The sequence below is a fragment of the Cohnella sp. genome, assembly GCF_041641335.1.
GTDB lineage: Bacteria > Bacillota > Bacilli > Paenibacillales > Paenibacillaceae > Cohnella.
In genome coordinates this window covers 25,155-47,746 of record NZ_JBEPYQ010000032.1, presented here as the reverse complement: position 1 = coordinate 47,746, position 22,592 = coordinate 25,155, and the positions used below count along the sequence as shown (strand labels likewise).

25 protein-coding genes are annotated in these 22,592 nt (G+C 57.2%); all 25 read left to right on the top strand.

The window, feature by feature from the left end:
• The first annotated feature begins 57 nt into the window (after positions 1–57).
• On the top strand, positions 58–1,680 hold the full coding sequence (gene cntA, locus ACESLM_RS12745) for a staphylopine-dependent metal ABC transporter substrate-binding lipoprotein (RefSeq protein WP_483862599.1): 1,623 nt from the start codon (positions 58–60) through the stop codon (positions 1,678–1,680).
• Between the two features lie 10 nt (positions 1,681–1,690).
• Positions 1,691–2,623 (top strand): nickel/cobalt ABC transporter permease, encoded by a 933-nt coding sequence (opp1B, locus tag ACESLM_RS12740; RefSeq protein ID WP_372631947.1) that lies wholly within the window; start codon positions 1,691–1,693, stop codon positions 2,621–2,623.
• Positions 2,624–3,526, top strand: coding sequence for a staphylopine uptake ABC transporter permease subunit CntC (gene cntC / locus ACESLM_RS12735; RefSeq protein WP_372631946.1), 903 nt, complete (start codon positions 2,624–2,626; stop codon positions 3,524–3,526).
• A gap of 3 nt (positions 3,527–3,529) precedes the next feature.
• Entirely contained in the window at positions 3,530–4,348 is an 819-nt protein-coding gene (gene cntD, locus ACESLM_RS12730; RefSeq protein ID WP_372631945.1) for a staphylopine uptake ABC transporter ATP-binding protein CntD, read from the top strand.
• Positions 4,342–5,118, top strand: a complete 777-nt coding sequence (locus ACESLM_RS12725) for an ABC transporter ATP-binding protein (protein ID WP_372631944.1) — start codon at positions 4,342–4,344, stop codon at positions 5,116–5,118. The genes cntD and ACESLM_RS12725 overlap by 7 nt, the downstream gene beginning before the upstream one ends.
• Before the next feature lie 185 nt (positions 5,119–5,303).
• Positions 5,304–5,573: a 30S ribosomal protein S14 gene (gene rpsN, locus ACESLM_RS12720; RefSeq protein WP_372631943.1), complete on the top strand. Its 270-nt coding sequence runs from the start codon at positions 5,304–5,306 to the stop codon at positions 5,571–5,573.
• Positions 5,574–5,692: 119 nt separating this feature from the next.
• Positions 5,693–6,961 (top strand): ATP-grasp domain-containing protein, encoded by a 1,269-nt coding sequence (locus ACESLM_RS12715; RefSeq protein ID WP_372631942.1) that lies wholly within the window; start codon positions 5,693–5,695, stop codon positions 6,959–6,961.
• Positions 6,958–7,797: a Rossmann-like domain-containing protein gene (locus ACESLM_RS12710; protein WP_372631941.1), complete on the top strand. Its 840-nt coding sequence runs from the start codon at positions 6,958–6,960 to the stop codon at positions 7,795–7,797. The genes ACESLM_RS12715 and ACESLM_RS12710 overlap by 4 nt, the downstream gene beginning before the upstream one ends.
• Positions 7,787–8,584 carry a class I SAM-dependent methyltransferase gene (locus tag ACESLM_RS12705; protein WP_372631940.1) on the top strand — a complete coding sequence of 266 codons (798 nt, stop codon included), beginning with the start codon at positions 7,787–7,789 and terminating at the stop codon, positions 8,582–8,584. Before ACESLM_RS12710 ends, ACESLM_RS12705 begins: the two co-directional genes overlap by 11 nt.
• 39 nt (positions 8,585–8,623) lie before the next feature.
• A complete protein-coding gene (locus ACESLM_RS12700; protein WP_372631939.1) occupies positions 8,624–10,231 on the top strand; it encodes an ABC transporter substrate-binding protein in 1,608 nt (535 codons plus the stop codon).
• 9 nt (positions 10,232–10,240) lie between these two features.
• Positions 10,241–11,212 (top strand): ABC transporter permease, encoded by a 972-nt coding sequence (locus ACESLM_RS12695; protein ID WP_372631938.1) that lies wholly within the window; start codon positions 10,241–10,243, stop codon positions 11,210–11,212.
• Positions 11,196–12,032, top strand: coding sequence for an ABC transporter permease (locus ACESLM_RS12690; protein WP_372631937.1), 837 nt, complete (start codon positions 11,196–11,198; stop codon positions 12,030–12,032). The genes ACESLM_RS12695 and ACESLM_RS12690 overlap by 17 nt, the downstream gene beginning before the upstream one ends.
• 10 nt (positions 12,033–12,042) lie before the next feature.
• Entirely contained in the window at positions 12,043–13,650 is a 1,608-nt protein-coding gene (locus tag ACESLM_RS12685; RefSeq protein WP_372631936.1) for an ABC transporter ATP-binding protein, read from the top strand.
• 12 nt (positions 13,651–13,662) lie between these two features.
• Positions 13,663–14,796 (top strand): PLP-dependent cysteine synthase family protein, encoded by a 1,134-nt coding sequence (locus tag ACESLM_RS12680; protein WP_372631935.1) that lies wholly within the window; start codon positions 13,663–13,665, stop codon positions 14,794–14,796.
• A 212-nt stretch (positions 14,797–15,008) separates the two neighbouring features.
• Positions 15,009–15,524 (top strand): GNAT family N-acetyltransferase, encoded by a 516-nt coding sequence (locus ACESLM_RS12675; protein ID WP_372631934.1) that lies wholly within the window; start codon positions 15,009–15,011, stop codon positions 15,522–15,524.
• A gap of 214 nt (positions 15,525–15,738) precedes the next feature.
• The gene (locus ACESLM_RS12670; protein ID WP_372631933.1) at positions 15,739–16,164 is read left to right on the top strand and encodes a Fur family transcriptional regulator; all 426 of its coding nucleotides are present in this window, start codon (positions 15,739–15,741) and stop codon (positions 16,162–16,164) included.
• Positions 16,165–16,339: 175 nt separating this feature from the next.
• Positions 16,340–16,489, top strand: a complete 150-nt coding sequence (gene rpmG, locus ACESLM_RS12665) for a 50S ribosomal protein L33 (RefSeq protein ID WP_094049528.1) — start codon at positions 16,340–16,342, stop codon at positions 16,487–16,489.
• 146 nt (positions 16,490–16,635) lie between these two features.
• The gene (locus ACESLM_RS12660; protein ID WP_372631932.1) at positions 16,636–17,343 is read left to right on the top strand and encodes a metal ABC transporter ATP-binding protein; all 708 of its coding nucleotides are present in this window, start codon (positions 16,636–16,638) and stop codon (positions 17,341–17,343) included.
• Complete coding sequence (locus ACESLM_RS12655; RefSeq protein WP_372631958.1) at positions 17,289–18,107, top strand: metal ABC transporter permease; 819 nt, start codon at positions 17,289–17,291, stop codon at positions 18,105–18,107. The genes ACESLM_RS12660 and ACESLM_RS12655 overlap by 55 nt, the downstream gene beginning before the upstream one ends.
• A gap of 26 nt (positions 18,108–18,133) precedes the next feature.
• The gene (locus ACESLM_RS12650; RefSeq protein ID WP_372631931.1) at positions 18,134–19,195 is read left to right on the top strand and encodes a metal ABC transporter substrate-binding protein; all 1,062 of its coding nucleotides are present in this window, start codon (positions 18,134–18,136) and stop codon (positions 19,193–19,195) included.
• Between the two features lie 91 nt (positions 19,196–19,286).
• Positions 19,287–19,634 carry a DUF3024 domain-containing protein gene (locus ACESLM_RS12645; protein ID WP_372631930.1) on the top strand — a complete coding sequence of 116 codons (348 nt, stop codon included), beginning with the start codon at positions 19,287–19,289 and terminating at the stop codon, positions 19,632–19,634.
• 14 nt (positions 19,635–19,648) lie between these two features.
• Positions 19,649–20,488, top strand: coding sequence for an AAA family ATPase (locus ACESLM_RS12640; RefSeq protein WP_372631929.1), 840 nt, complete (start codon positions 19,649–19,651; stop codon positions 20,486–20,488).
• A 26-nt stretch (positions 20,489–20,514) separates the two neighbouring features.
• Positions 20,515–20,766, top strand: a complete 252-nt coding sequence (locus tag ACESLM_RS12635; protein ID WP_372631928.1) for an AbrB/MazE/SpoVT family DNA-binding domain-containing protein — start codon at positions 20,515–20,517, stop codon at positions 20,764–20,766.
• Between the two features lie 111 nt (positions 20,767–20,877).
• Positions 20,878–21,309 carry a Fur family transcriptional regulator gene (locus ACESLM_RS12630; protein WP_372631927.1) on the top strand — a complete coding sequence of 144 codons (432 nt, stop codon included), beginning with the start codon at positions 20,878–20,880 and terminating at the stop codon, positions 21,307–21,309.
• Positions 21,310–21,353: 44 nt separating this feature from the next.
• Positions 21,354–22,565 carry a GTP-binding protein gene (locus tag ACESLM_RS12625; RefSeq protein WP_372631926.1) on the top strand — a complete coding sequence of 404 codons (1,212 nt, stop codon included), beginning with the start codon at positions 21,354–21,356 and terminating at the stop codon, positions 22,563–22,565.
• Positions 22,566–22,592 lie beyond the last annotated feature (27 nt).

Sequence of the window (22,592 nt, the reverse complement as noted above, 5' to 3'; positions counted from 1 at the left end):
TTACTATTAATCGAGAGTGATAATCGTAATCATTACATATAATGAGGTGGAAACAAGGTGTTGAAATTTAATTCGTATACGTTGATCCTATGTGCCATATTTGTTTTTGTGTTGGCGGGCTGTGCAGGAGAAAAAAAGGGCGCATCAGAGAATGAAGCGCAGCAGAGCAAGCTGGTTGTAGCGGTATCAAAGGATATTAATGATATGAATCCCCATCTGTATCCAGGTTCAATGTTTGCGCAGGGAATGGTCTATGAATCGCTGGTGGAGAATACGACGCAAGGCATTCAGCCGCTATTGGCCGAGTCGTGGGACATATCGGAGGATGGAACAGTATATACGTTTCGTCTGCGCAAGGATGTTGTTTTTCATGATGGAGAACCGTTTAATGCTGAAGCGGTCAAGCTGAATATGGAAGCGGTGCAGCGCAACGGGGAACGGCATGCCTGGATTAAGTTGTCAACCAAGCTGAAGGAAATTGTGGCAGAGGACGAATACACGCTGAGGCTGGTTCTATCCGAGCCGTATTATCCGACGTTGTTGGAGCTTTCCATGACTCGACCGTACGTGTTTCTATCGCCGAAGGATTTCGTGAACGGTGAAACGAAGGACGGGGTGGCAGGACATCATGGCACTGGGCCCTATCAGCTCAAAGAACACGTGACGGAACAATATGCGGTATTTACTGCGAATGAGCGTTACTGGGGCGGTGCGCCGACAATCAAGGAGATCACGACCAAGGTGATGCCCGCCGGCGAAACGACGCTGCTTGCCTTGCAAAAAGGCGAGATCGATTTGATTTTTACGGATGATCGCGGGGCGGACAGCATTGATGTTGAATCCATGCAACGCTTGGCGGACGAGGGAGATTATCAAATCGTACGAAGCGAACCGATGAACACGAAGATGATTGTGGCCAATAGCGGCAATGCAGATAGTCCGATCAGCGAGTTGGCCGTTCGACAGGCGCTTTGGCATCTTATAGATCGGGAACTCATCAGCAACAGTATTTTTCAAGGAACCGAATCGCCGGCCGAGACACTGTTCTCCGCAAATGTCAATTATGCCAATGTGTCGCTGGATAAAAGAGGCTACGATCCTGCGAAGGCGGTTGAGTTGTTGCGAGGCGCCGGATGGCAGGCGGAGGGAGACGCTTTGCGCAAGAAAAATGATCGTTCGCTGGCGATGAAGCTATACTATGATGCCAATTCGCCGACACAGAAGACACAGGCAGAATGGCTGCAAAGCGAGGCGCGCAAGGTCGGCATGCAGTTGGATTTGATTGGGGAAGAATCCAGTTCCATTGCCAGTCGTCGTTCGACCGGGGAGTACGAGCTGATGTTTAATCAGACCTGGGGATTGGCTTATGATCCGCAAAGCACCGTTTCTGCCTTTGCTGCCGGTTCCTCGTATCTGAACGCGACCAAGGGAATTGCGGATGCGCAGCAGCTCTATGATTGGATTGAGGCGGTTATGGTATCCAGAGACGAGGAAAGCAGACAGGATCTATATTCCAGTATTTTCAGAAAGGTGCATGAAGAAGCGATTTTTATACCGCTTACGAATGGACGTGTAACCGTATTGGCGCCTTCAGCTTTAAGCGGGATTTCGTTCAAGCAGACGCAATTCGAGTTGCCGTTTGAACGAATGCAACTGTTGGCAAGCGCCGAGGGGAAGTAGGTCGTATGCGATGACGATCTATGCGCTGCGCAGATTGCTGCTGGTTGTTCCGTTGTTGATTGTCATTTCCTTTTTGACGTTTATTCTTAATCACCTATCCCCGATGAATCCGGCGGAGGCGGTGCTGCGCGCGCAGGAGGTGCCAGTTATTACCGATGAGCTTCTGGCGCAAGCAAGCGAGGAAATGGGTTTTAACCGTCCTTTTCTGGAACGCTATGCAGACTGGCTCGGCGCCAGCTTACGGTTGGATTTCGGGGACTCGTATGTGACGGGGAAACCGGTCTGGTCCCTGCTCGGCCCGGCACTCCTTAATACGATCAAGCTGACGCTTGTATCTTCTCTGCTTGTCATTTTGTTATCCATTGGGATTGGCGCGGCCTGTGCATTACGGGAAGGCAGGCTGTTCGACGTATCAGCAAGAGGGTTGGCTTTTATGTTGACGGCGATGCCTCATTTCTGGCTGGCTGCTCTCTTAATTTGGTTGTTCTCGGTAAAGCTGGATTGGCTGCCGACAAGCGGCATGGATGGGGCAAGCAGTTACGTGTTGCCTGTGGCGGTCATAGTAATCGGTTATGCGGGTATTTACTTTCGCGTGATTCGCAGTTCCATGCTGGGTCAGCTTCATGACGATCATGTGCTTTATGCACGAGCCTGCGGCTTGTCTAAAGGTCGAATTGTCCGGCGCGTGCTGCGCAACTCGCTGCAGGTTGCGGTATCTGTGCTTGGGATGGCTATTCCGATTATTCTTGGCAGTACCGTGGTAGTAGAGAATGTATTCGCTTGGCCGGGGATCGGCAGTCTGATGGTGAAATCGATTCTGAGTCGGGACTTCCCTATGATACAGGCGTATGTGCTGGTGCTCGCCGCATGCTTTGTCATTTGTAACATGGCGGCGGATCTGGTTCAGGCGTTGCTAAGCCCTAAGGTCAGGAGGTCGATGTAGATGGGCAATCGCCTGGCGTGGATGAAGCGGGATAAGTTGGGCGCGGCTTCTTTGCTTCTGGTGCTCGGCACGCTTCTTGCAGGCGTGTGCGCACCGCTGCTTGCGCCCCATGACCCGAACGAGGTGCATATGGAGCTGCGGTTTGCTGAGGCTTCATCGACGTATTGGCTCGGCAACGATCATTTGGGTCGCTGTGTGCTCTCTCGTTTGATTTACGGCATACGTCCCAGTGTGCTTTGGGTGCTGGGAGCGCTTGGAGCATCAGTTGGAATTGGCGCTGCGCTGGGCTTTATCTCGGGCTACTTTCGCGGACGCGTCGATGCGATGATGATGCGCGTCTGCGATATTATGCTTTCCTTTCCCGGTTATGTGATGACATTGGCAGTGGTCGGTATGCTGGGGGCGGGGCTGACGAATATTTTGTTGGCTTTTGTCATGATGAAATGGGCTTGGTTTGCCCGTCTCATTCGTACGACGGTCATGGTTTATGCCGACGCCGATTATGTGCGTTTTGCCCGTACTCTGGGAGCCGGACATCTGCGAATTATGGCGCGGCATGTCGCACCGGTAGCGTTGCCGGAAATCGCAGTTTTGGCCAGCAGCTCCTTTGGCTCGATGATTTTACAAGTATCGGGTTTGAGTTTCCTTGGTCTAGGCATCCAGGCGCCGAATGCAGAATGGGGGATGATGCTGAGCGAAGCGAGATCGGTTATGTTTTCGCGTCCGGAGCTGATGCTGGCCCCAGGACTGGCCATTATGCTGGTGGTCGGCGCAGTCAACTTTCTCTCCGATTCTCTGCAGACCGCTCTTGATCCTAAGCTGCTGACCGCACGCGAGCGAAAAGCGTCTGTAATCGGTTGGGGCTGGCTTAAGACAAGGCAAAGGAAAAAGGAGGCGGCCTGACAGGTGGGAACGATACTGGAGGTTGAAGACTTGCAGGTGCGAGAGCAAGCAAGCGGTCGTCTGTTGGTAGCGGACAGCTCCTTTTCACTATCTGCTGGCAGCTGCCTTGCCATTGTGGGAGAGAGCGGCAGCGGCAAGTCATTGACTTGCCGCGCCTTGATGCGTCTGAGACAGCCGGGATTGGCGCAAAGCGGCAAAATTATGCTGAACGGCTCAGAGATCAGCGGCTTGCCCGAGCGGGAGCTGAACAAGCTGCGCGGGCGCCGCATGTGCATGATTATGCAGAATGGCATGCGTGCGTTTGATCCTGGCAGCACACTTGGCCGTCAGCTTCGAGCTATTGCGCAGCGTCATTACGGTTGGGGAAGGACGGATACGGATCATCGTATGCGTCAAGCGCTATCCGCTGTCGGGCTGTCGGATCCGGCAGCCGTGCTGCGCAGCTATGCCCATGAGTTGTCCGGCGGCATGCTGCAGCGGGTTATGATTGCGGTGGCGCTGGTATTGGAGCCGGATGTGATTCTGGCGGACGAACCGACAACGGCGCTTGATGCGGTCGTACAATACGAGGTGGTGCAGCAGCTCAAGAAGCTGCGCGCCCGCACTGGCTGTGCGATGATTATCGTGTCGCATGATTTAGCTGTGGTGCGGCATCTGGCGGATGAAATGTTGGTCATGAAAAATGGACGTATTGTGGAAAGCGGGGAGACCTCGCAGCTGTTTGCGCATGCGAAGCACCCGTATACGCGTGAATTGATCGAAGCTAAGGAACCGCTCACTCTTCGCTTTCATCAATTGCTGAAGGGGGAGGGCGTGTGTTAAAGGTAGAAGGGGTAAGCAAAACATACAAGCAGGGTCTCTGGCCGAAGCAAACACGCAAGCAGGCGCTGGACGACGTGACTTTGGTTTGGCGCGCTGGCGAGAGCATAGGCATTATTGGCGAGAGCGGCAGTGGGAAATCTACGTTGGGTCGCTTGATTCTCGGGATTGAGCGTCCCGATAGGGGCACAGTTACGCTGAACGGGGAGCCGACCGCACGGGCTGCTTCCCGCCGAGGCAAACTAAGCGCCGTATTTCAGGATTATACTTCTTCGATGAATCCTTTCCACACCGTAGAGCAGGTTCTGATGGAGCCGGTGGAACTGATGGGTCTACAGGACGATTCCGGAGGAAACGGCAGGCGGGTCGCGCGGGATAACAGGCGAAAGAAATTGACGAGGATGTTGGAGCAGGTCGGGTTGGATGCTTCCTTTCTGTCACGGTACCCGCATGAGTTGTCCGGCGGACAGGCGCAGCGCGTCTGCATTGCGCGCGCACTTATCACCAAGCCGGCTTGCATGCTTCTGGACGAGGCGATCAGCGCGCTGGATGGTACAGTGCAGATGCAGGTGCTGCATCTGCTTGCGAGTCTGAGGGCTGACTATGATCTTGGCTATATTTTTATTACGCATGACATTCAGGCAGCCGTTTTTTTGTGCGATCGGCTGGCAGTTATTCGCAACGGTCGAATCGTTGAGCATATTGAAGTTGCCCGACTTGGCGAAGCCAAGGAACCGTATGTGCGCGAACTGCTGGAGAAAACGCTGGGCTAAGAGGGAATAGGTACTGCCCAGAGCTTCGATGCCGAGCCAGCTGGCCAAGGAGTTAAATCCAGTCGAAAGCTGATAACGATTCTCACTTGGGTACGCGTTCGGGCAGCTAAAAACAATTGCAAACTCGGAAATCTTCTGCTATATTGATTGTAATTATTACGAATTATAGGAAGGGAGGGGTTTCTATGGCCAAAAAGTCGAAAGTGATCCGGGAATTGAAGAGGCAGGCCACCGTTGCCCGATACGCGGAGCTCAGAAAACAGCTTAAAGCGAACAAGGATTACGAGGCGCTGAGCAAATTACCGCGGGACGCTTCGCCGACCCGGCTTCACAATCGTTGCGAAGTGTCGGGAAGACCGAGAGGCTACTTGAGCAAGTTCAAAGTATCGCGCATCGTGTTCCGCGAGCTGGCTCATCAGGGTCAAATTCCCGGCGTGAAAAAGGCAAGCTGGTAGCCAGGCGTTTATGAATTCTCCAGCCCGACTCGTGAGTCGGGCTTTTGTCTCCTTATGTTGGTTTCTATCGCAAAGCTGTCGATTAATATCGTAATAATTACGAATAATGGAGGGACAATGTGGCACATCTGTTAATGATCGAAAGCTGGGTCGGGGCGAGCGGCAACCTGCTTCCCCCGCTCTTGAAGTCGCTCGGACATACGTACACCTTCGTCGCCCGCAAACCGGAGCATTACCAAAGCGCTCACAGCACGGAGAAGCATCCGGTGCTTCGCCATGCCGATTCGGTTCTCGTGACGGAGACGAACGACGTTCCCGGGCTGATCGAGTTTTTGCGTCCTTATCGTTTCGACGGCGTCCTTACGGTATGCGATTACTACATAGAGACGGTCAGAGAGGTGGCGCAAGCGTTCGGGCTTCCTTGTCCGTTCCCCGCTCAGGTGAAGACCGTGCGGCAGAAGCATCTGATGCGCCTCGCGCTCGATCGGGCCGGCTTGGCCAACCCGGGCTACCGGCTGGCGCGCACGAGGGAGGAGGTCGCGGAGGCTGCGGCCGCCATCGGTTACCCGCTTGTGCTGAAGCCGGTGGATCTGGCATCCAGCGCGTTCGTCAGCCTGATCTCGAACGACAGCGAGCTGGAGGCGGCTTACCAGGCGCTCGAAGCGTTCCCGCTTAATTTCAGAGAGCAGGAGCGGGATCGGACGTATCTGCTCGAAGCTTATATGGCCGGCGACGAGGTCAGCGTGGAAAGCGTCAGCTATCAGGGGGAGACCGAGATTCTGGGCATTACGGACAAGTCGGTGACGGGAACTCCTTACTTTATCGAGGACGGCCATATGTTCCCGGCCGACTTGACGGAAGAGACCCGCGCCCGGACGGAGGAATTCGTGCGCGACGCGCTGCGGGCCGTCGGGTTCGATCACGGCATCGCGCACACGGAGGTGAAGCTGACGGCGGATGGACCGCGCGTCGTCGAGATCAATCCGCGCACGGCGGGAAATTACATCGTCGAGCTGATCGAGCGCGTGACGGGAGTCGATCTGCTGCGCGCGTTCGTGGATCTGTCTCTCGGCAAGCGGCCGGTCGTCGCTTCTGAGCATCGCGGCGTCGCCAGCGCGGCCGTCTCGTTTCTAGTCCCGCCACAAGGGGGCGTCGTCGAGAGCGTTCGGGGAGTCGAGACGCTGGAAGCGGACGAACGCATCGTCCGCTACAAGCTGGACGATTGCGCCGGCAAGCGGATTGAGCCTCCGATCGACAACGCCTGCTACTTGGGATACGTGATCGCGCAGGACGCGGAAGGGCTTCATGCCAGACGTTACGCGGAGGAAGCGCTTGGCCGGATCGCGCTGAGCTTCGCTCCTTCGGAGCAGCGGGGGAGAATCCGATGAGTGCGCCTTCGCTGCGCGGGATCGCCGATCTGAAGGAAGCTATTCTGCGGGGAGAGCTGGGGCCGTGGCCTGATTCCCTGTCGATCACCGGAGCCTCTTCGATCTATCAGACGACGCAGTTTCCGTCTTCAACGGTCAAGTATCATAACTATTATTTGCTGCTGCGGGTAGAGTCTTATTTCGGCGCTTGCTCGCATACGGCCGAGCAATTAACGGCCGGCGCGGCGGCGCAATGGTCCGGGAGCAGTCTGGAAGAGGCGCTGAGGGACGAGAGCTTGGCGGTGCAGATCGCGGCGATGGACGCTTATCTCGGCTGCGTCTATCCGCATCGGGAGCATTGCGGCCAGGCGACGGCGATTCCGTCCGGCACGCCGCTGCAGAAAGCCGAGCTTCGCGACGCGCTTATCGCGGATACGGCGGACATCCGGTCCGGGCAGCGGGTGGCGCTGATCGGCGTAGTCAATCCGCTCGTCGAGGCTATCGTGCGGCGAGGGGGAACTTGCCTGCCCTGCGATCTGCAGCTTGAACGGACCCAAGGGGGAGTGCCGGTCGAGAAGGATATGGAGAAGGTGTTGGACCGGGCGGACAGCGTCATCTGCACGGCGATGACGCTGAGCAATGGCACGTTCGACCGGATTGTGGAGAGAGCGCGCGAGAGGGACATTCCGCTGACGGTCTACGCGCAGACGGGAAGCGCGATCGCGGCCCGATTCGTCGGGCAGGGCGTGACGGCGCTGGTCGCGGAGCCGTTTCCTTTTACGCAGTTCAGCGCATCCGATACGCCGCTGTACTGCTATGCCGCCGGAAGGGAGCGTAGGGGAACGCATGCCGTATAAAACGGACACGGACAACTTCCTGCATACGAATCCGTCGTTGTATTTGGCGTTTCACGACGACGACGAGCTGAGCATGGCGCGATTCGTGCACCGGCTGCTGGTCGAATACAAGGCGGGCAGCCGCGTGCTGGACGTCGGCTCGGGTCCCGGGCGAGAGGTCGCCTACCTGCATCGCGCCGGATACGAAGCCGCAGGCCTCGACAATTCGCAGGAAATGCTGAGCTGGGCAAGAGCGCTGTATCCCGGACTTACGTTCGAATACGGCTCGCAATCGGATTTTGATCTGGGCCGACAGTTTGATGCGCTGATCTGCGTAGGAAGCACTTTTTTATACAATTTCACGAATGCCGAGGTGTTGGCCAGCCTGCGCTGCTTCCGCCAACATCTTCCCGAGGGCGGCTTGCTTTATTTGGACATGAGAAATGCCGCCTTCTTCCTGACGGGGGAGGGACGACGCTGGCTGACCGAGGAGCTGACGGAGCGGCGCGCGATCAATGGGGAAACCGTAACGATGACGACGCGCTTCGGCATCGATTCCGCCCGTCAATTGCTGGATAGAAATTATTGCTGGACGTTCGAAGGGCATAAGCCCGTTCGCGAGCATTTGCAGCACCGGCTGCTGTTTCCCCAGGAGCTTGCCCTGTACCTGGAATTAAGCGGGTTCCGCCTTGTCCGGCTTTTCGACAAGCCGGCGCCCCATGTGGCGCGATTCGAGCCCGGGCAGCCGCTGGCGTTCGGCGACGAGATGACGGGAACGCGCATGCAGGCGATCGCCGTGGCTGTATAAGCGGATAAAAATCGATATCGATATGGAGTGGAGACAAGAATGAAGAAGCTATGGTCTGTTGTCCTATTAGGATTGAGTTTGGCGATCGCCGGCTGCAGCGGCGGCAATTCGAATACCGGGAACGGCTCGCCCGAGAGTTCATCTCCGGCCGGAAGCGCGACGCAGAGCGAAGCCTCGCCCAGCCCGGAGGCAAGCGGCGCCGAGCCGCAGGAGCTGGTCGTCATCGGCCAGGAAATCAACGCCAGTCTGGATCCGGTCAAGCCGCTGACCTCGAGCTATTTGAGAAACATCGGAGCGGGGGAAGCGCTGTTCAAGGTAAATGCGGGCGGCGAAGTCGAGCCGTCCCTCGCGGAGAGCGCAACGGAGGTCGATCCGACGACCTGGGAGATCAAGCTGAGACCGGAGGTCCGCTTCTGGAGCGGCAAGGCGGTTAACGCAGACGCCGTCATCGCTTCGCTGGAGCGTTCCAAATCGCTGGACCTGCAGGCCCAGCCGTTCCTGAATGATCTAACGATTACCAAGCTCGACGATTATACGCTGCAGGTGAAAACCAATCGCGAGCATCTGCCCGTACCGCTGAATCTGTCTTATTATCAGACGATTATTCATAACGCCGAGGCTTCCCACGAGGATGTTGCCACGATGGATCTTACCGGGATGTACAAAGTCACGGAGTTCGCTCCGAAGCAGAAAATGGTTTTGGCGATCAACGAAGATTATTGGGGACGGAAGCCCACGATTCCAACCGTCGTGTTCGAGGAAATCAGCGACGAGCAGACGAGGGTGCTGTCTGCCCTGAGCGGACGCAGCCACGTGACGCTTAACGTGCCCGTCTCCAGTCTGACCCAGTTCAAGGACAATAAAGAAGTGTATCTGTCCGCGGCTCCGGCCGCCTCGACGCAGACGATCTATCTGAACTTGAGCCAGCCGCAGCTTCAGGATGTCCGCGTCCGGCAGGCGCTCTCCTGGGGCGCGGATCGCGACGAACTGGTCATTCTGGCCGCCGAAGGGCAGAGCGCGCCGGTGACGACCTGGTTAGGAAGCAATCCGGCCTACGCCGAGGCGAAAAACGCGGTATACAGCCAGTTCGATGCGGATAAAGCGGCCGGGCTTCTGGACGAGGCGGGCTGGCTCAAGGAGTCCGACGGCATTCGCTACAAGGACGGAAATCCGTTAACGGTGCGCTTGATGACCTGGGGCGGCGACAAGGCGCTGGGAGAAGCGCTGCAAAGCCAATGGACCCGAATCGGCGTGAAGGCGGAAGTGCAGCACGGCGACTACAGCCTGATCGAGACGGCTCGCGAGTCCGGAGACTGGGACGCTTCGATAGAAGCCTGGAGTACCTTCGGCGAAGAATACGCCGTGCTGTCGGGACAGTATTCGTCCGAAGGAGGAGCCAACTACGGCGGCTACAAAGACGAGGAAACGAGCCGGCTTCTGGAGGAGCTGAAGAAGGCCGGAGATCAGAAATCGAGACATGACCTGGCCCTGCAGATTAACGAGCGGGTCGCCCAGCTGGCGCCGGTCATCAGCCTGTTCCCGCGTCCGCAGGTGACGGCGGTGAGCGGTTCGCTGCAAGGCTTCGAGGAGCATTTCAGACAGTTCGAGAACGTCGTGAACGCGAACTTGACGCTGACAGCCCAATAATCGACCGCCATGCATACCGTGCTATTGCGCAAACTGCTGGAGGCGCTGCTTACGCTGTTTTTTGCCACGCTGATCATTTTCGCCCTGATCCGTCTGGCTCCGGGCGACCCGGTGCGGCTGATGTTGGGGCATCCCGGCGAAATCGCCGCGAAGGGAACGAGCGCCTACGACGAGAAGGTGGCGGAGCTGCGCGCGGAATTGGGGCTGGATCGAAACATCGCCGTACAGTATGTTTCGTGGCTAGGCCGGCTGGCGCAAGGGGATCTGGGCACGTCGATCTTTACAGGCAAGCAGGTCGGCTCGGAAATCGCGGCCAGGCTGCCGGCTACCGTTACGCTATCATTGTCGGCGCTGCTCGTCCAGATCGCGCTGGGACTGTTCTTCGGAATGGTCGCGGCGCTCCGGTCGGGCAAGCTGGCCGACCAGCTCATTCGCGTCGCTTGCGTCGCGCTGGCGTCCACGCCGGCTTTTGTCGTCGGCCTGGTCGCGCTGGCCTTGTTCGCCGTGAAATACGGCGTCTACGAAATCAGCAGCGACTTCAGCGCGGCCAGGCTGTGGCTGCCGGCGCTCACCTTGGGCGTTCTCGGCGCTCCGCAGCTGGTTCGCATCATGAGAGCCAATCTGTTGACCGAATTCGGCAAAATCTATGTGTCATCCGCCCAGTCGCGGGGACTGGACCGCAAGCGCGTCGTCCGGCATGCCGCAAGGAACGCGCTCATTCCTCTGGTCACGATGGTCGCGCTGAGCTTTGCCGGCCTGATCGGCGGAGCCGTCGTCATCGAAAGCATCTTCTCTTGGCCGGGCATCGGCAAGTATGCCCTGGACAGCATTCTGGTCAAAGATTATCCGGTCATCCAGGGCTACGCGCTCGTGGCGGTATTGATGGTCGTTCTGATTCATTTTCTTGTGGATGTCGTTTACAGCGCGCTTGACCCGCGAATCCATCACAAAGGGGAGGCAGGCCGTGAAGAGAAGGCTTAATTCCAAAAATCCGGCAAGCCTGATTATCGGCCTTGTCGTGCTGGCGATCCTCGCGATTGCCATCCTTGGCGCGCCTTTGCTGGCTCCTTACGACCCCGTGGCGCAAAACGCGGCCGAGCGTCTGGAGAAGCCGAGCGACAAGCATTGGCTCGGCACGGACCGCTTCGGCCGGGATATTCTGTCCCGCACGCTGCACGGCGGGCAGACGACGCTGCTGTCGTCGCTGCTGGCGCTGTGCGCGGCTTTGGCGATCGGGCTGCTCGTCGGCATGGCGGCGGGGATGTTTCACGGCTCGGCGCTCGACCACATTCTGATGCGAATCATCGACGTGCTGTTGGCTTTTCCCTTCATGGTGTTCGCCATGGTCATCGCCGGATTGTTCGGCACGGGGCTGGTTCATTTGCTGCTGGCAGTCGTATCGGTATGGTGGGTGAGCTTCGCCCGTCTGACCCGCAGCGTCGTCCTGCACGCCAAAAACGAAACGTCCTATGCGGCGGCCAAAGTGCTGGGCGCCTCGAATTTGGCGATCATGCGCAAGGAGCTGCTTCCCAAAGCGATCAGCCCAGTGCTGATTCTGGCCACCTTCGAGCTGGGCACGCTCATTCTGTCCATCGCGGCGCTGTCCTTCCTCGGCTTGGGCGCGCAGCCGCCCGCGCCGGAATGGGGCAGCATGCTGGCGGACGGCCGCGCCCATTTCTTCCAGGCACCGCATATTCTGATCGGCCCGGCGGCTTTTATCGTCGCGACCGTACTGGCCTTTAACCTGATCGGGGAAGGACTGCGCGACCGGCTGGACCCTTATGAAAAACTGGAGCTATAGGAGGCTCGACATGTCGTGCGATAATCACGCCGAGGCATTGGAAGTGAAAGGCTTGCAGGTCGCCTACGAGCAGAACGGACGAAGGACGACCGTTCTGAATTCGCTGGATTTCAAGCTGGGAAAAGGCGAGATTCTCGTTCTGTTGGGGGAAAGCGGGTCGGGGAAATCGACGATTGCCAAAGCCGTTAGCGGCATGCTGCCTCCGTCGGCCCGCATCGGAGGAGGATCTTTGCGGGTCGGAGCCGAGCGGATTTCCGACTTGGGCAAGCCCGGGATTCCCTGGGAGCGAATTCGCGGGAGAGGCATAGCGATGCTTTTCCAGGACGCCCAATCGGCGCTTAATCCCGTTATGAAAATCAAGGACCATTTCAAGGAAAGCCTGCTCTTTCACGGCTTGGCCTCCCCGGAGGAAGCGGCGGCGATCAGCGCCGCCATGCTGGAAAGGCTGAATTTCAAGGATGTCCGGCACATTCTGGAATGCTATCCGTTCCAATTGAGCGGAGGGATGTGCCAACGGATTTGCCTGGCGTTGGCGCTGTGTCTCGAGCCTGCCGTGCTCATCGCGGACGAACCGACGTCCGCGCTCGATACCGTAAGTCAGAAAGAAGTGCTGGATCTGCTGCGGAGGCTGCAGCGGGAGATGGGCTTGACCGTACTGCTGATTACCCACGACATTGCCGTGGCCAATGCCGTCGGCAGTCGGGTCATCGTTCTGAACAAGGGGGTTATTGAGGAGGAGGGGGATACGAGGACCGTGTTGACCAGGCCGGCGTCTGCCTACACGCGCGAGTTGCTCGCGGCGCGAAACCGGATTGCCAGGCCGGCGCGCGGTTTGTCGCCTGCAGCCGGAAAACCCGTGCTGGAAATTGTTCGGCTAAGCAAAACGTTCGGCGGAAAAAAACGCGTGCTGCGGCAGGTCGACTTGACGTTGAATGAGCGGGAAATTCTCGGCATTCTGGGACAGAGCGGCTGCGGCAAGTCCACGCTGGCCAAGTGTGTCGCCGGTCTGGAGCGGCCAAGCGAAGGGAGCATTTTGCTTCGAGGCGCGGAGATCGGGTATTTGAAGGGGAAGGCCAGGCGCGAGACGAGCAAGCGGATCCAGCTCGTCTTCCAGGATGCCCGGGCGAGCCTGAATCCCGGGCGCACCGCGCTCCAGCTCGTGCAGGAGCCGCTGCAATATTTGCGGATCGGCGGCAAGGAAGAGCGGGAGGCGCTCGCCGCTTATTACCTGAGCGAAGTGGGCATTGCCGACGAAGCGCAGACGAGGCGGCCTCCGCAGCTCAGCACGGGCCAATGTCAGCGCATCGCGATTGCCCGGGCGCTGGTGCTCCGACCGGACATTCTCATCTGCGACGAAGCGGTGTCCGCGTTGGATATGAGCGTCCAGGCGCAGATTTTGGAGCTGCTGCAGCGTCTGCAGAGGCAATTCGGTTTTTCCATTCTGATGATCTCGCATGACATTCGGGTGCTGCGCGCGTTCTGTCACCATATCGCGGTGATGAGCAACGGGAGCTTCGGAGAGCGAAAGCAGGAGAGCGGGCGGCTTCACGAAAGCCGTCAGCCGCACACCCAATTGCTGCTCAAATGCGCCGGCGATATGGAGGACGGTCTTGTCTAAAGGAAGGGAAGGATGAGCGTGATCGCCAATATTTTGGAAACCGTCGGCAAGACTCCACTTCTCACATCTCCTAACAGCAATCAAGCGGACGAGGGTCAGCTTTTATTCAAATACGAGCGTTACAATCCGGGCGGCAGCATCAAGGATCGGGCCGCGCTGTTCATCGTCGAACAAGCCGAGCGCAGGGGCTGGCTGAAGCCCGGAGGCACGATTATCGAGTCGTCCAGCGGCAATTTCGGCATTTCGCTGGCGATGATCGGGGCGGCCAAAGGCTATCGGGTCGTCATCCTGGTCGATCCCAAGACGACAAGCGCCAATCTGGCGCTGCTGAAGGGCTTCGGCGCGGAAGTGATCGTCGTGACGGAGCAGGACGATTCCGGCAGCTATCACAAAACAAGAATCTCGCTGGCCAACCGGCTGGCCAGGGAAATCGAGAATAGCTACCGGCCGGACCAATGCTTTAACCTGCTTAACAGCGAGGCGCATTTCCGCACGACGGCCCGCGAGATGGTGGAGGCCTGCTCTGGGAGGCTTGAGGCCTTCGTTACCGCGGTAAGCACGGGCGGACAGCTGGGCGGAATTTCCCGATATTTGAAAACCTATGCGCCCGAGACGAAGGTCGTCGGCGTCGATGCCGTCGGCTCCACGATTTTCGGAGGAGACGCGGAGGCTTATCGCATTCCCGGAATCGGGCTCAGTTGGACGCCGGACAATCTGGACGTGAATCATGTGGACAGCGTATATAAAGTTGCCGACGAGCAGGCTTTTCTGGCGGCGAGGGCGTTCGCACGCAACGAAGGCATCCTGATGGGCCCTTCGAGCGGGGCCTGCGCCCTGGTCGCGCTCAAAATCGCCCAGGAGCTGAAGCCCGGGCAGCGCGTCGTGTGCATGGTTTCGGACGGCGGGGACCGTTACATCCAGACGCTGTTTAACGACGAATGGATGGAGAGCCAGGGCTTCGCCGTGCATGCGGACGTCGCCGAGATCCGGGAGGCGGCACGGCAGCTGCGACCGTGGAGCGGCAAGCCTGCCGGCAATTACAGGCCGGAGCTAATCGGAAAGCTCGATGTTCCGGAGTCGACGCTTCTCCTGAACGCGGAGCTGCGAAACTCCAGGCACGGCCTCGGGATGGTCGTCCCCGAATAAACTGCACCGGAAGGCGGAGATTGCCGCAATGCCGTTTAGCAACGCCCTATCCAGGCCGCTGTGGATCTGCTGCCTGCTGATGCTGTTCGTTTCCGTCGTATTCGGCTGAACATACTGATCGGATGGTGCGCAGGCATAGCCTGGGGTGCGAACCGGAAGTCTAGAGGCGCAGACGGAGCCGCTGCAAGCGCATGAAAAGGAGAAGTTGATTAGTGAAGTCATCTGCGGAATATCGAATTGCGGTTGCAGGTCCGGAGAGGAGGAGCGACATAACGGAGTTTGTTCTGGCGCTGATGCGGGACTTGTATCCGAAAGGCGCTTACGAGGAAAATCCGCGGGATTTGCTTTTCTTCGAAGAAGTCTACGCGCGTCCGGAGAACGCCGTCTTCCTGATCGCGGAGGATGCGGACGGAGCGCTGCTCGGCACAGCGGCCGTTCGACCGTATGACAGGCGGTTCCCGGAGGTGGAGCCGACGATCGGCGACGGTCCGGTCTGCGAAATCGTCAAATTCTACATCCGTCCCGATCGGCGCAGAAGCGGCCTCGGGAGCCGGATGTATGCCGAGGCCGAGAGATTCGCCAGAGAGGCCGGCTATACGGAAAGCTACCTGCATACGTCTTTGCATTTGCCGGGAGGCTACCCGTTCTGGCAGTCCCGGGGATACCAGGAACGCTATTGGGAGTCGGATCGGATCGCGCATATGAGCAAAAAACTCGACGAGAGCTGAACTCCAGGGGTGTCTAGGGGACATTGTAGCGTAAGGAGATACATCCCCGGTACATGTTCATCGATCGATTAAACGGTTGCCCTCCTTAGGAGACAACCCGCCCCTCATGTCGAGCCATATGACAAAATCCATCGTTCTTGGTAAAATACGAAGGAAAGACAATGTCCGCTGCGAAATCTGCAAATTACGGGCGAAGGGAACGGTTGGGGCGGAAATGGCGAACGACAAAGTAAAAAACATGCTGGAGACGATGTCCAGGAACGGCTGGAGAGTGACCGAGCAGAGAAAGACGCTGGCCGGCATTTTCGCGAATTACGATGGGTATCTGTCCCCCAAAGACGTCTACGACCAGATGGTCGTTCAATATCCGAGCGTAAGCTTCGATACCGTCTATCGGAATCTCCGCATGCTTAGCGAGATGGGGGTTCTGGAGCATTTTTATTTTATGGAGGGCGGATTGAAGTTCAGGGAGAACTGCATTTCCCACCACCATCATCATTTGATTTGCGTCAACTGCGAGAAGACGCTCCCCTTCGAATATTGCCCCATGGAGCAAAACGTGAACCTGCCCGGCAACTACAAAGTTTTGCGACACCGTTTTGAAGTATACGGACTGTGCGAGGAGTGCCAGCTTCAATAAAAGCGAACCCGCGAACGGCTCCGGCATGCGGTCTCCGGCCGCTTGCATTCGGGGCCTTTTTCTCCAAGTTCTTTTACAGCTTTGCCGACTAGACGTTGACAGACCGGTCTTTAGGCGCTATGCTTTCTATATGCGTAATAATTACTATTAAATACGAACGAAGGAGGTGAGCGTAATGAGAGTGATCGTCACGCTGGCTTGCACGGAAACGGGAGATCGCAACTACACGACCTCGAAAAACAAAAGAACGCACCCCAACCGTCTGGAGCTCCGCAAATATAGTCCTCGTCTCAAGAAATATACGCTTCACCGGGAAACTCGATAATTTCCCGCAAGCATGGCCGGGCGCGGCTTGGCCATGCTTGGAACGCTTTTTTTATGACTGAAGATCGTAATAATTACGCAATTTGAAAAAGATCCGGAGCAGAACGGTCGAAGCGGTGACGGACGGAAGGAAGGGGGAGCGCGCTTATGCGAATGGTATCGCTGCGAAACGTAAATTTCGGTTACGGGGACGTCCCGTGTTTGGAGCAGGCGAACGTCGATATTTTTTTCGGAGAGTTCGTGACGATCTCGGGTCAGAACGGGGCCGCCAAAACAACGATGCTTAAGCTGATGCTGGGGCTGCTGAAGCCATGGAGCGGCACGGTGGAATTGGCCAGGCGCAATGCCGGAGGGGGCAAGCTGACGATCGGTTACGTACCGCAGCAGATCGCCGCTTTTAACGGCGCGTTCCCGAGCACGGTTACGGAATTCGTCCGTTCCGGAAGACATGCCAGAGGTTCCTGGCTGCGCAGGCTCGATCAGGAGGACCGCCGGATGACGGAGGATGCGATTCGGCAGGTGGGAATGTGGGAGTTTCGCCATCGCAAGATCGGCGAGCTGTCCGGCGGACAGAAGCAGAAGGTGTGCATCGCCAGGGCGCTTGCCCAGGAGCCGGACCTGCTCGTGCTGGACGAGCCGACGACCGGCATGGACCAGGAAAGCCGGCTCGGATTTTATCGCCTGCTGCAGGCCCAGGTCAAGGATTACGGACGGACCGTAGTGATGGTCACGCACAACCTGACGGAGATGGCGGAGTATCTCGATCGCTGCATCACCTTGGAACGCAAAGAAGATGGAGGCTGGAAATGCTGCACTACGACTTCATGCAGCGGGCATTTTGCGCCGGCGGGATAATCGCGCTCATCGCTTCGGCTTTGGGAGTTTATCTGATGCTTCGCAGGCAGGCGTTAATGGCGGATATGCTTTCGCACGTATCGCTCGCCGGCGTAGCTGCGGGAATATATCTTCATATCGACCCGACCTTGACGGGGTTTATTGCTGCCGTCGCGGGGGCCGTCGCGGTGGAGTACGTGCGAAGAGCCTACAAAACCTACAGCGAGATGTCCGTCGCCATTATTATGGTCGGCGGACTGTCAACCGCGGTGATCTTGATGAGCCTTGCCCGCGCGACCAACAAAAGCTTCACTTCTTACTTATTCGGTTCCGTCGTGGCCGTAAACCGGACCGAGCTGCTTCTCATGGGCGCGGTAGCCTTGGTTGGAGGCGCGTTTTTTTATTTCATGCGCAGACCGCTGTACCAGATAACGTTCGATGAGGAGACGGCGAAGACGAACGGGCTCCCGGTCAAGTGGATCTCCCTCGGCTTCAGCGTCATTACCGGGATGATCGTCGCGGCCAGCATTCCGATCGTCGGAGTGCTTCTCGTCTCTTCCCTTATTGTGCTTCCCGCAGCGCTGGCGATTCGGATCGCGCCCAGCTTCGCCGCGGCATTGCTCATCTCCATGGGCATCGGATTGGCGGGCGTATTTTCCGGCCTCGCGGCCTCTTATCAGTTGAGCACGCCTCCTGGGGGAACGATCGCTTTCGTACTGTTGGTGCTGCTTATTGCGGGAATCGGAATAAGGAAAGCGACCTATCGCATCAAGAAACTTCTATGAATAGCGGATTTCGGGAGGGAATTACGGTGAAAAAAGGATTTAAGGCATCGATAATATTGATAGCGGGATTGGCTTTGGCGCTGGCGGGCTGCGGCAAGAACGACCAGCCGACCGGCACGGCGTCGGGCAGCGCGGAACCTTCGGGCAGCGCGAGCGCCGCGGAAGCCGCCAGGCTGAAAGTCGTCACGACTTTTTATCCCATGTACGAGTTCAGCAAGCAGGTGGGAGGGGAATACGCCGACGTCGTCGCGCTCGTTCCTCCCGGAACGGAGCCGCACGATTGGGAGCCTTCGCCGCAGGACATGGTCAAAGTGAAGGAAGCCGATATTTTCGTGTACAACGGCCTCGTAGAGGAGTGGGTCGAAGACGCGCTGGCAAGCGCGGCGAGCGACAAGCGAATCATTGTGAAGGCGAGCGAGGGCATCGAGCTGATGGAAGGCTTGCCGCACGAGCACGGACATGAAGACGAGCATGCGGACGAAGAAGAACACGCAGATGAACATGCGGACGAAGACGAGCATGCCGACGAGCATGGGGACGAACACGCGGATGAACACGAGCATGTGCTCGATCCGCACGTATGGCTCGATCCGGTGCTGGCCCAGCAGCAGGTCGCCGCCATCGCCGACGCCTTCGCGAAGGCCGATCCGGACCGCAAGGACGATTACAAGAAAAACGCCGACGCGTATATCGCCAAGCTGCAGGAGCTGGACGAGGCGTTCAAGGCGGAGCTGGGCGGCGCCAAACGCAAGGAGTTCGTGACGCAGCACGCGGCATTCGGCTATCTCGCCAAGCGCTACGGACTTACGCAGCTTCCGATTTCGGGGCTTTCTCCCGACCAGGAGCCGTCCCCGAATGAAATGGCGGAAATCGTGGAATTCGCCAAGGAGCACCAAGTCAAGACGATCTTCTTCGAGACGCTGGTCGATCCGAAGGTGGCGCAGACGGTGGCGGACGAGCTCGGCGCCCGAACGGATGTGCTTAATCCGCTCGAAGGGCTGACGGAAGAGGAAATCGGCAACAACCAGGATTATATCGCAATTATGAGAAGCAATCTGGAAGCTTTGAAGAAGGCGCTGAACGAGTAGGACGCGGTCGCCGCATGCCGAATCGGTCGTCTTAATAAGACGCCGTTTCGGCATTGCGGATTTGTATCCGCACATGACGAGGTGAAGAGGGATGGATCCGTTTACGATCCGAAGACTCGAGAAGCTTTTGGATGGATATATCGATTTGAAGGTCCCTCGGGAGGTACGTGCGTACGTTCGCTTAAAATACGAATGGAACGGCAATCGGCTCACCTTGTCGGAGGAACGCCCGGATTACTTCAACCGGCAATGGACCCGTACGGCAATCGCGCAATTTCGTCTCGAGCGGGGCATATGGAGCGTCTATGCGCTGGATGACGACGGCCAGTGGAGCCTGGTTCCTTCGATAACGCCGTGTCCCGACTTCGAACATCAACTGGAGCGGGTAGAACTGGACCGGGAAGGGGTTTTCTGGACTTCCCCGGCATTGATTAATTAAGGAGCTTCTCAAGAATGAGCAAAAACAAAGCAAATTTGCGCCTCCCCCGGTCCAAAGGCATTGACATGGGCACCTACTACGAGGTTAAAGAATGCGCAAGGAAGGTCAAACGCATGGTTCTGCCGCCGGTTAACCGGCAAATCGTCGAGGAGTTTATTACGATTCTCGGCATGAAGGACAAATTCGAGCAATACGATGTGCCGATTCCCAACAAAGTCGTCATGTTCGGCCCGCCGGGCACAGGCAAGACGCTGACCGCCTTCTATCTGGCAGCCCGGCTTGAGCTGCCGCTCATTTTGGTTCGGCTCGACGCGATCATTCACAGCCATCTGGGAGAGACGGGGAGCAACATTCGCAAAATATTCGATTATGCCAAAGGCTCGCCCTGCGTACTGTTTCTGGATGAGTTCGACGCGGTGGCCAGGACCCGGGAGAACAACGACGAAGTCAAGGAAATGGCCAGAGCCGTCAACACGTTATTGCAGTGTCTGGACGAATTCGAAGGGGACAGCGTTTTCGTAGCCGCGACGAATTTGGAGGAGGAGCTGGATCATGCCGTCTGGCGCCGTTTCGATACGAAAATGACGTACGGCATGCCGGAGGAAGCCAGCCGCAACGAGTTTATTTCGCTGTTGATCGGAGATTTCGAGAGCCGGGGAACCGTCCATCAAGCGGCTTCGGAGCTGCTCGCCGGGTGCAGCTTTGCGGATATGGAGCAGATTATCCTTAAAGCCAAGCGCAAAGCGATCATCGAGGACGGTCCGCTGCTTCAGGCGCATATTGAGACCGCCTTTACCGAATACAAGCCCAAAGCGACCGGCAGCAGAGAGAACGCGAAAGTCGGAGCGCCGTAAGAGAATCGCCAGAGGAGGAACAGCGCATGATGAAAGCGACAGGCATCGTCCGCAAAGTCGACGAATTGGGGAGAATCGTCCTCCCGATCGAATTGCGCCGTACGATGGGCATCGGGGAGAAGGATCCGATTGAAATCTTCGTGGACGGGGAGAGGATCATGCTCCGCAAGTATGAACCTACGTGTATTTTCACCGGGAGCTCGGAAAATCTAGTTTATTTTCGAGGAAAAATGGTGAGCCGGAACTGTATCGAAGAGATGAAGCAACAGTTTTCTTGAACAATATTCGTAAAAATTACGTATAAATCCAGAGGTTGGCGGGCGCAAGCGATGAACCTCTCTCGACTCCATTTGCATCATTATGCTGTTCCCGCAGGCAGGTGAAATCATTTGAATAGAGACGCGCTGCTGAACGAGATGCTCCAGCAAGGGTTTCGCATTACCGCGCAAAGGAAAGCAATGGTCGACTTAGTTCTCAACTACAAACGTCCGTTCACGGCTGTTGAGTTGTATCGGGAGATGGCGAAGAGATTCCGCGGCGTAAGCTATGGCACGATCTACAAAAATCTGAAAATTTTCGGCGCGATGCGGGTTATCGAAACGTTCGCCATGGCCAACGAAATCCGTTATCGAGTCATCGACCGGGCGCAGCCGCAGCTTCACTTTATTTGTATGGATTGCGAAAAAACGATTTCTGTCGACTTCAATCCGGCACAAGTCCAGCTTGCGCTGCCTATGCGGTTTCATACGGTTAATTATCAACTTGACGTATTCGGATACTGCGCGGATTGCAGCGTTGCGGGAAACAAGAAAACGAGATGAATCCCGCCCGATCCGACGATTCGCCTATGAAGGAGCGGAAAAAGATGAGCGTATTGACGAAGGAAGACGAGCAAAAAATCCCGGTTACGGTGCTGAGCGGCTATCTGGGCGCGGGCAAGACGACGATTTTGAACTATGTGCTCAATAACAGGGAAGGTCTGAAGGTCGCGGTCATCGTCAACGATCTGAGCGAGGTCAATATCGATGCCGATCTCGTTCGGGACGGGGGAGGACTGAGCCGAACGGACGAGAAGCTGGTGGAAATGTCGAACGGTTGCATCTGCTGCACGCTGCGCGACGACCTGCTTCAGGAAGTGGAGCGGCTGGCGAGGGAGAAACGGTTCGATTACATTCTGATCGAATCGACCGGAGTCGGAGAACCGCTGCCGGTCGCTCAAACCTTCACTTACGTCGACGAAGAGCAGGGCATCGATTTATCCAAGCTTACTCGTCTCGACTGCATGGTAACGGTAGTGGACGCGTATCACTTCTGGCAGGATTTCAACACTCGGGATACGCTCAGAGACCGGAATCAGGAAGCCGGAGAGGGCGATACGAGAGGCGTCGTGCACCTGCTGACCGATCAGGTCGAATTTTGCGACGTGCTCGTCATCAACAAATGCGATATGGTCGGAGAAGCCGAGCTCGATCAATTGGAGACGGCGCTGAGAGGACTTCAGCCGCGGGCGCGGATCATCCGTACGAGCCACGGCAGAATCGATCCTAAGGACATTCTCAATACGCATCTGTTCGATTTCGAAGAGGCCAGCCGCTCCGCCGGATGGATTCAGGAGCTGCAGAAGGACCACCATACGCCGGAAACCGAGGAATACGGGATCTCGTCGTTCGTATACTCGCGCAAAATCCCGTTTCATCCTGAACGTTTGCTGAAATGGCTCGGCGACTGGCCTAAAGAGGTCGTACGGTCGAAAGGCATCATGTGGGTAGCTACCCGCAACAGCATGGCGATCTCGTTCAGCCAAGCCGGGGTATCCCGCCAGCTGTCTCCCGCCGGATTATGGGTGGCCGCGCTGAGCGACGAAGAGAAGCGCCTGTATTTCGGCAGCGAGCATGATTTCCCCAAATCTCCCGACTGGGACGACGAGTGGGGAGATCGCGTGACTAAGCTGGTGTTGATCGGCGTCGGACTGGACAGGGAGAAAATTACGCGCAGCCTGGATGGGGCGCTGTTGACGGAATCCGAGATGAAGGGCAACTGGCGTTTGTTCGACGATCCGCTGCCTAAATTTCAATAAAACGAAACAAGGACATGCGCCGCAGGC

Coding starts and splice junctions, on each gene's coding strand:
- ACESLM_RS12705 (WP_372631940.1), top strand. CDS start 7,787: ATGCCGTATAAAACGGACACGGACAACTTCCTGCATACGAATCCGTCG.
- rpsN (WP_372631943.1), top strand. CDS start 5,304: ATGGCCAAAAAGTCGAAAGTGATCCGGGAATTGAAGAGGCAGGCCACC.
- ACESLM_RS12685 (WP_372631936.1), top strand. CDS start 12,043: ATGTCGTGCGATAATCACGCCGAGGCATTGGAAGTGAAAGGCTTGCAG.
- ACESLM_RS12710 (WP_372631941.1), top strand. CDS start 6,958: ATGAGTGCGCCTTCGCTGCGCGGGATCGCCGATCTGAAGGAAGCTATT.
- ACESLM_RS12660 (WP_372631932.1), top strand. CDS start 16,636: ATGCGAATGGTATCGCTGCGAAACGTAAATTTCGGTTACGGGGACGTC.
- ACESLM_RS12695 (WP_372631938.1), top strand. CDS start 10,241: ATGCATACCGTGCTATTGCGCAAACTGCTGGAGGCGCTGCTTACGCTG.
- ACESLM_RS12700 (WP_372631939.1), top strand. CDS start 8,624: ATGAAGAAGCTATGGTCTGTTGTCCTATTAGGATTGAGTTTGGCGATC.
- opp1B (WP_372631947.1), top strand. CDS start 1,691: ATGACGATCTATGCGCTGCGCAGATTGCTGCTGGTTGTTCCGTTGTTG.
- ACESLM_RS12635 (WP_372631928.1), top strand. CDS start 20,515: ATGATGAAAGCGACAGGCATCGTCCGCAAAGTCGACGAATTGGGGAGA.
- ACESLM_RS12645 (WP_372631930.1), top strand. CDS start 19,287: ATGGATCCGTTTACGATCCGAAGACTCGAGAAGCTTTTGGATGGATAT.
- rpmG (WP_094049528.1), top strand. CDS start 16,340: ATGAGAGTGATCGTCACGCTGGCTTGCACGGAAACGGGAGATCGCAAC.
- ACESLM_RS12625 (WP_372631926.1), top strand. CDS start 21,354: ATGAGCGTATTGACGAAGGAAGACGAGCAAAAAATCCCGGTTACGGTG.
- cntC (WP_372631946.1), top strand. CDS start 2,624: ATGGGCAATCGCCTGGCGTGGATGAAGCGGGATAAGTTGGGCGCGGCT.
- ACESLM_RS12670 (WP_372631933.1), top strand. CDS start 15,739: ATGGCGAACGACAAAGTAAAAAACATGCTGGAGACGATGTCCAGGAAC.
- ACESLM_RS12680 (WP_372631935.1), top strand. CDS start 13,663: ATGAGCGTGATCGCCAATATTTTGGAAACCGTCGGCAAGACTCCACTT.
- ACESLM_RS12640 (WP_372631929.1), top strand. CDS start 19,649: ATGAGCAAAAACAAAGCAAATTTGCGCCTCCCCCGGTCCAAAGGCATT.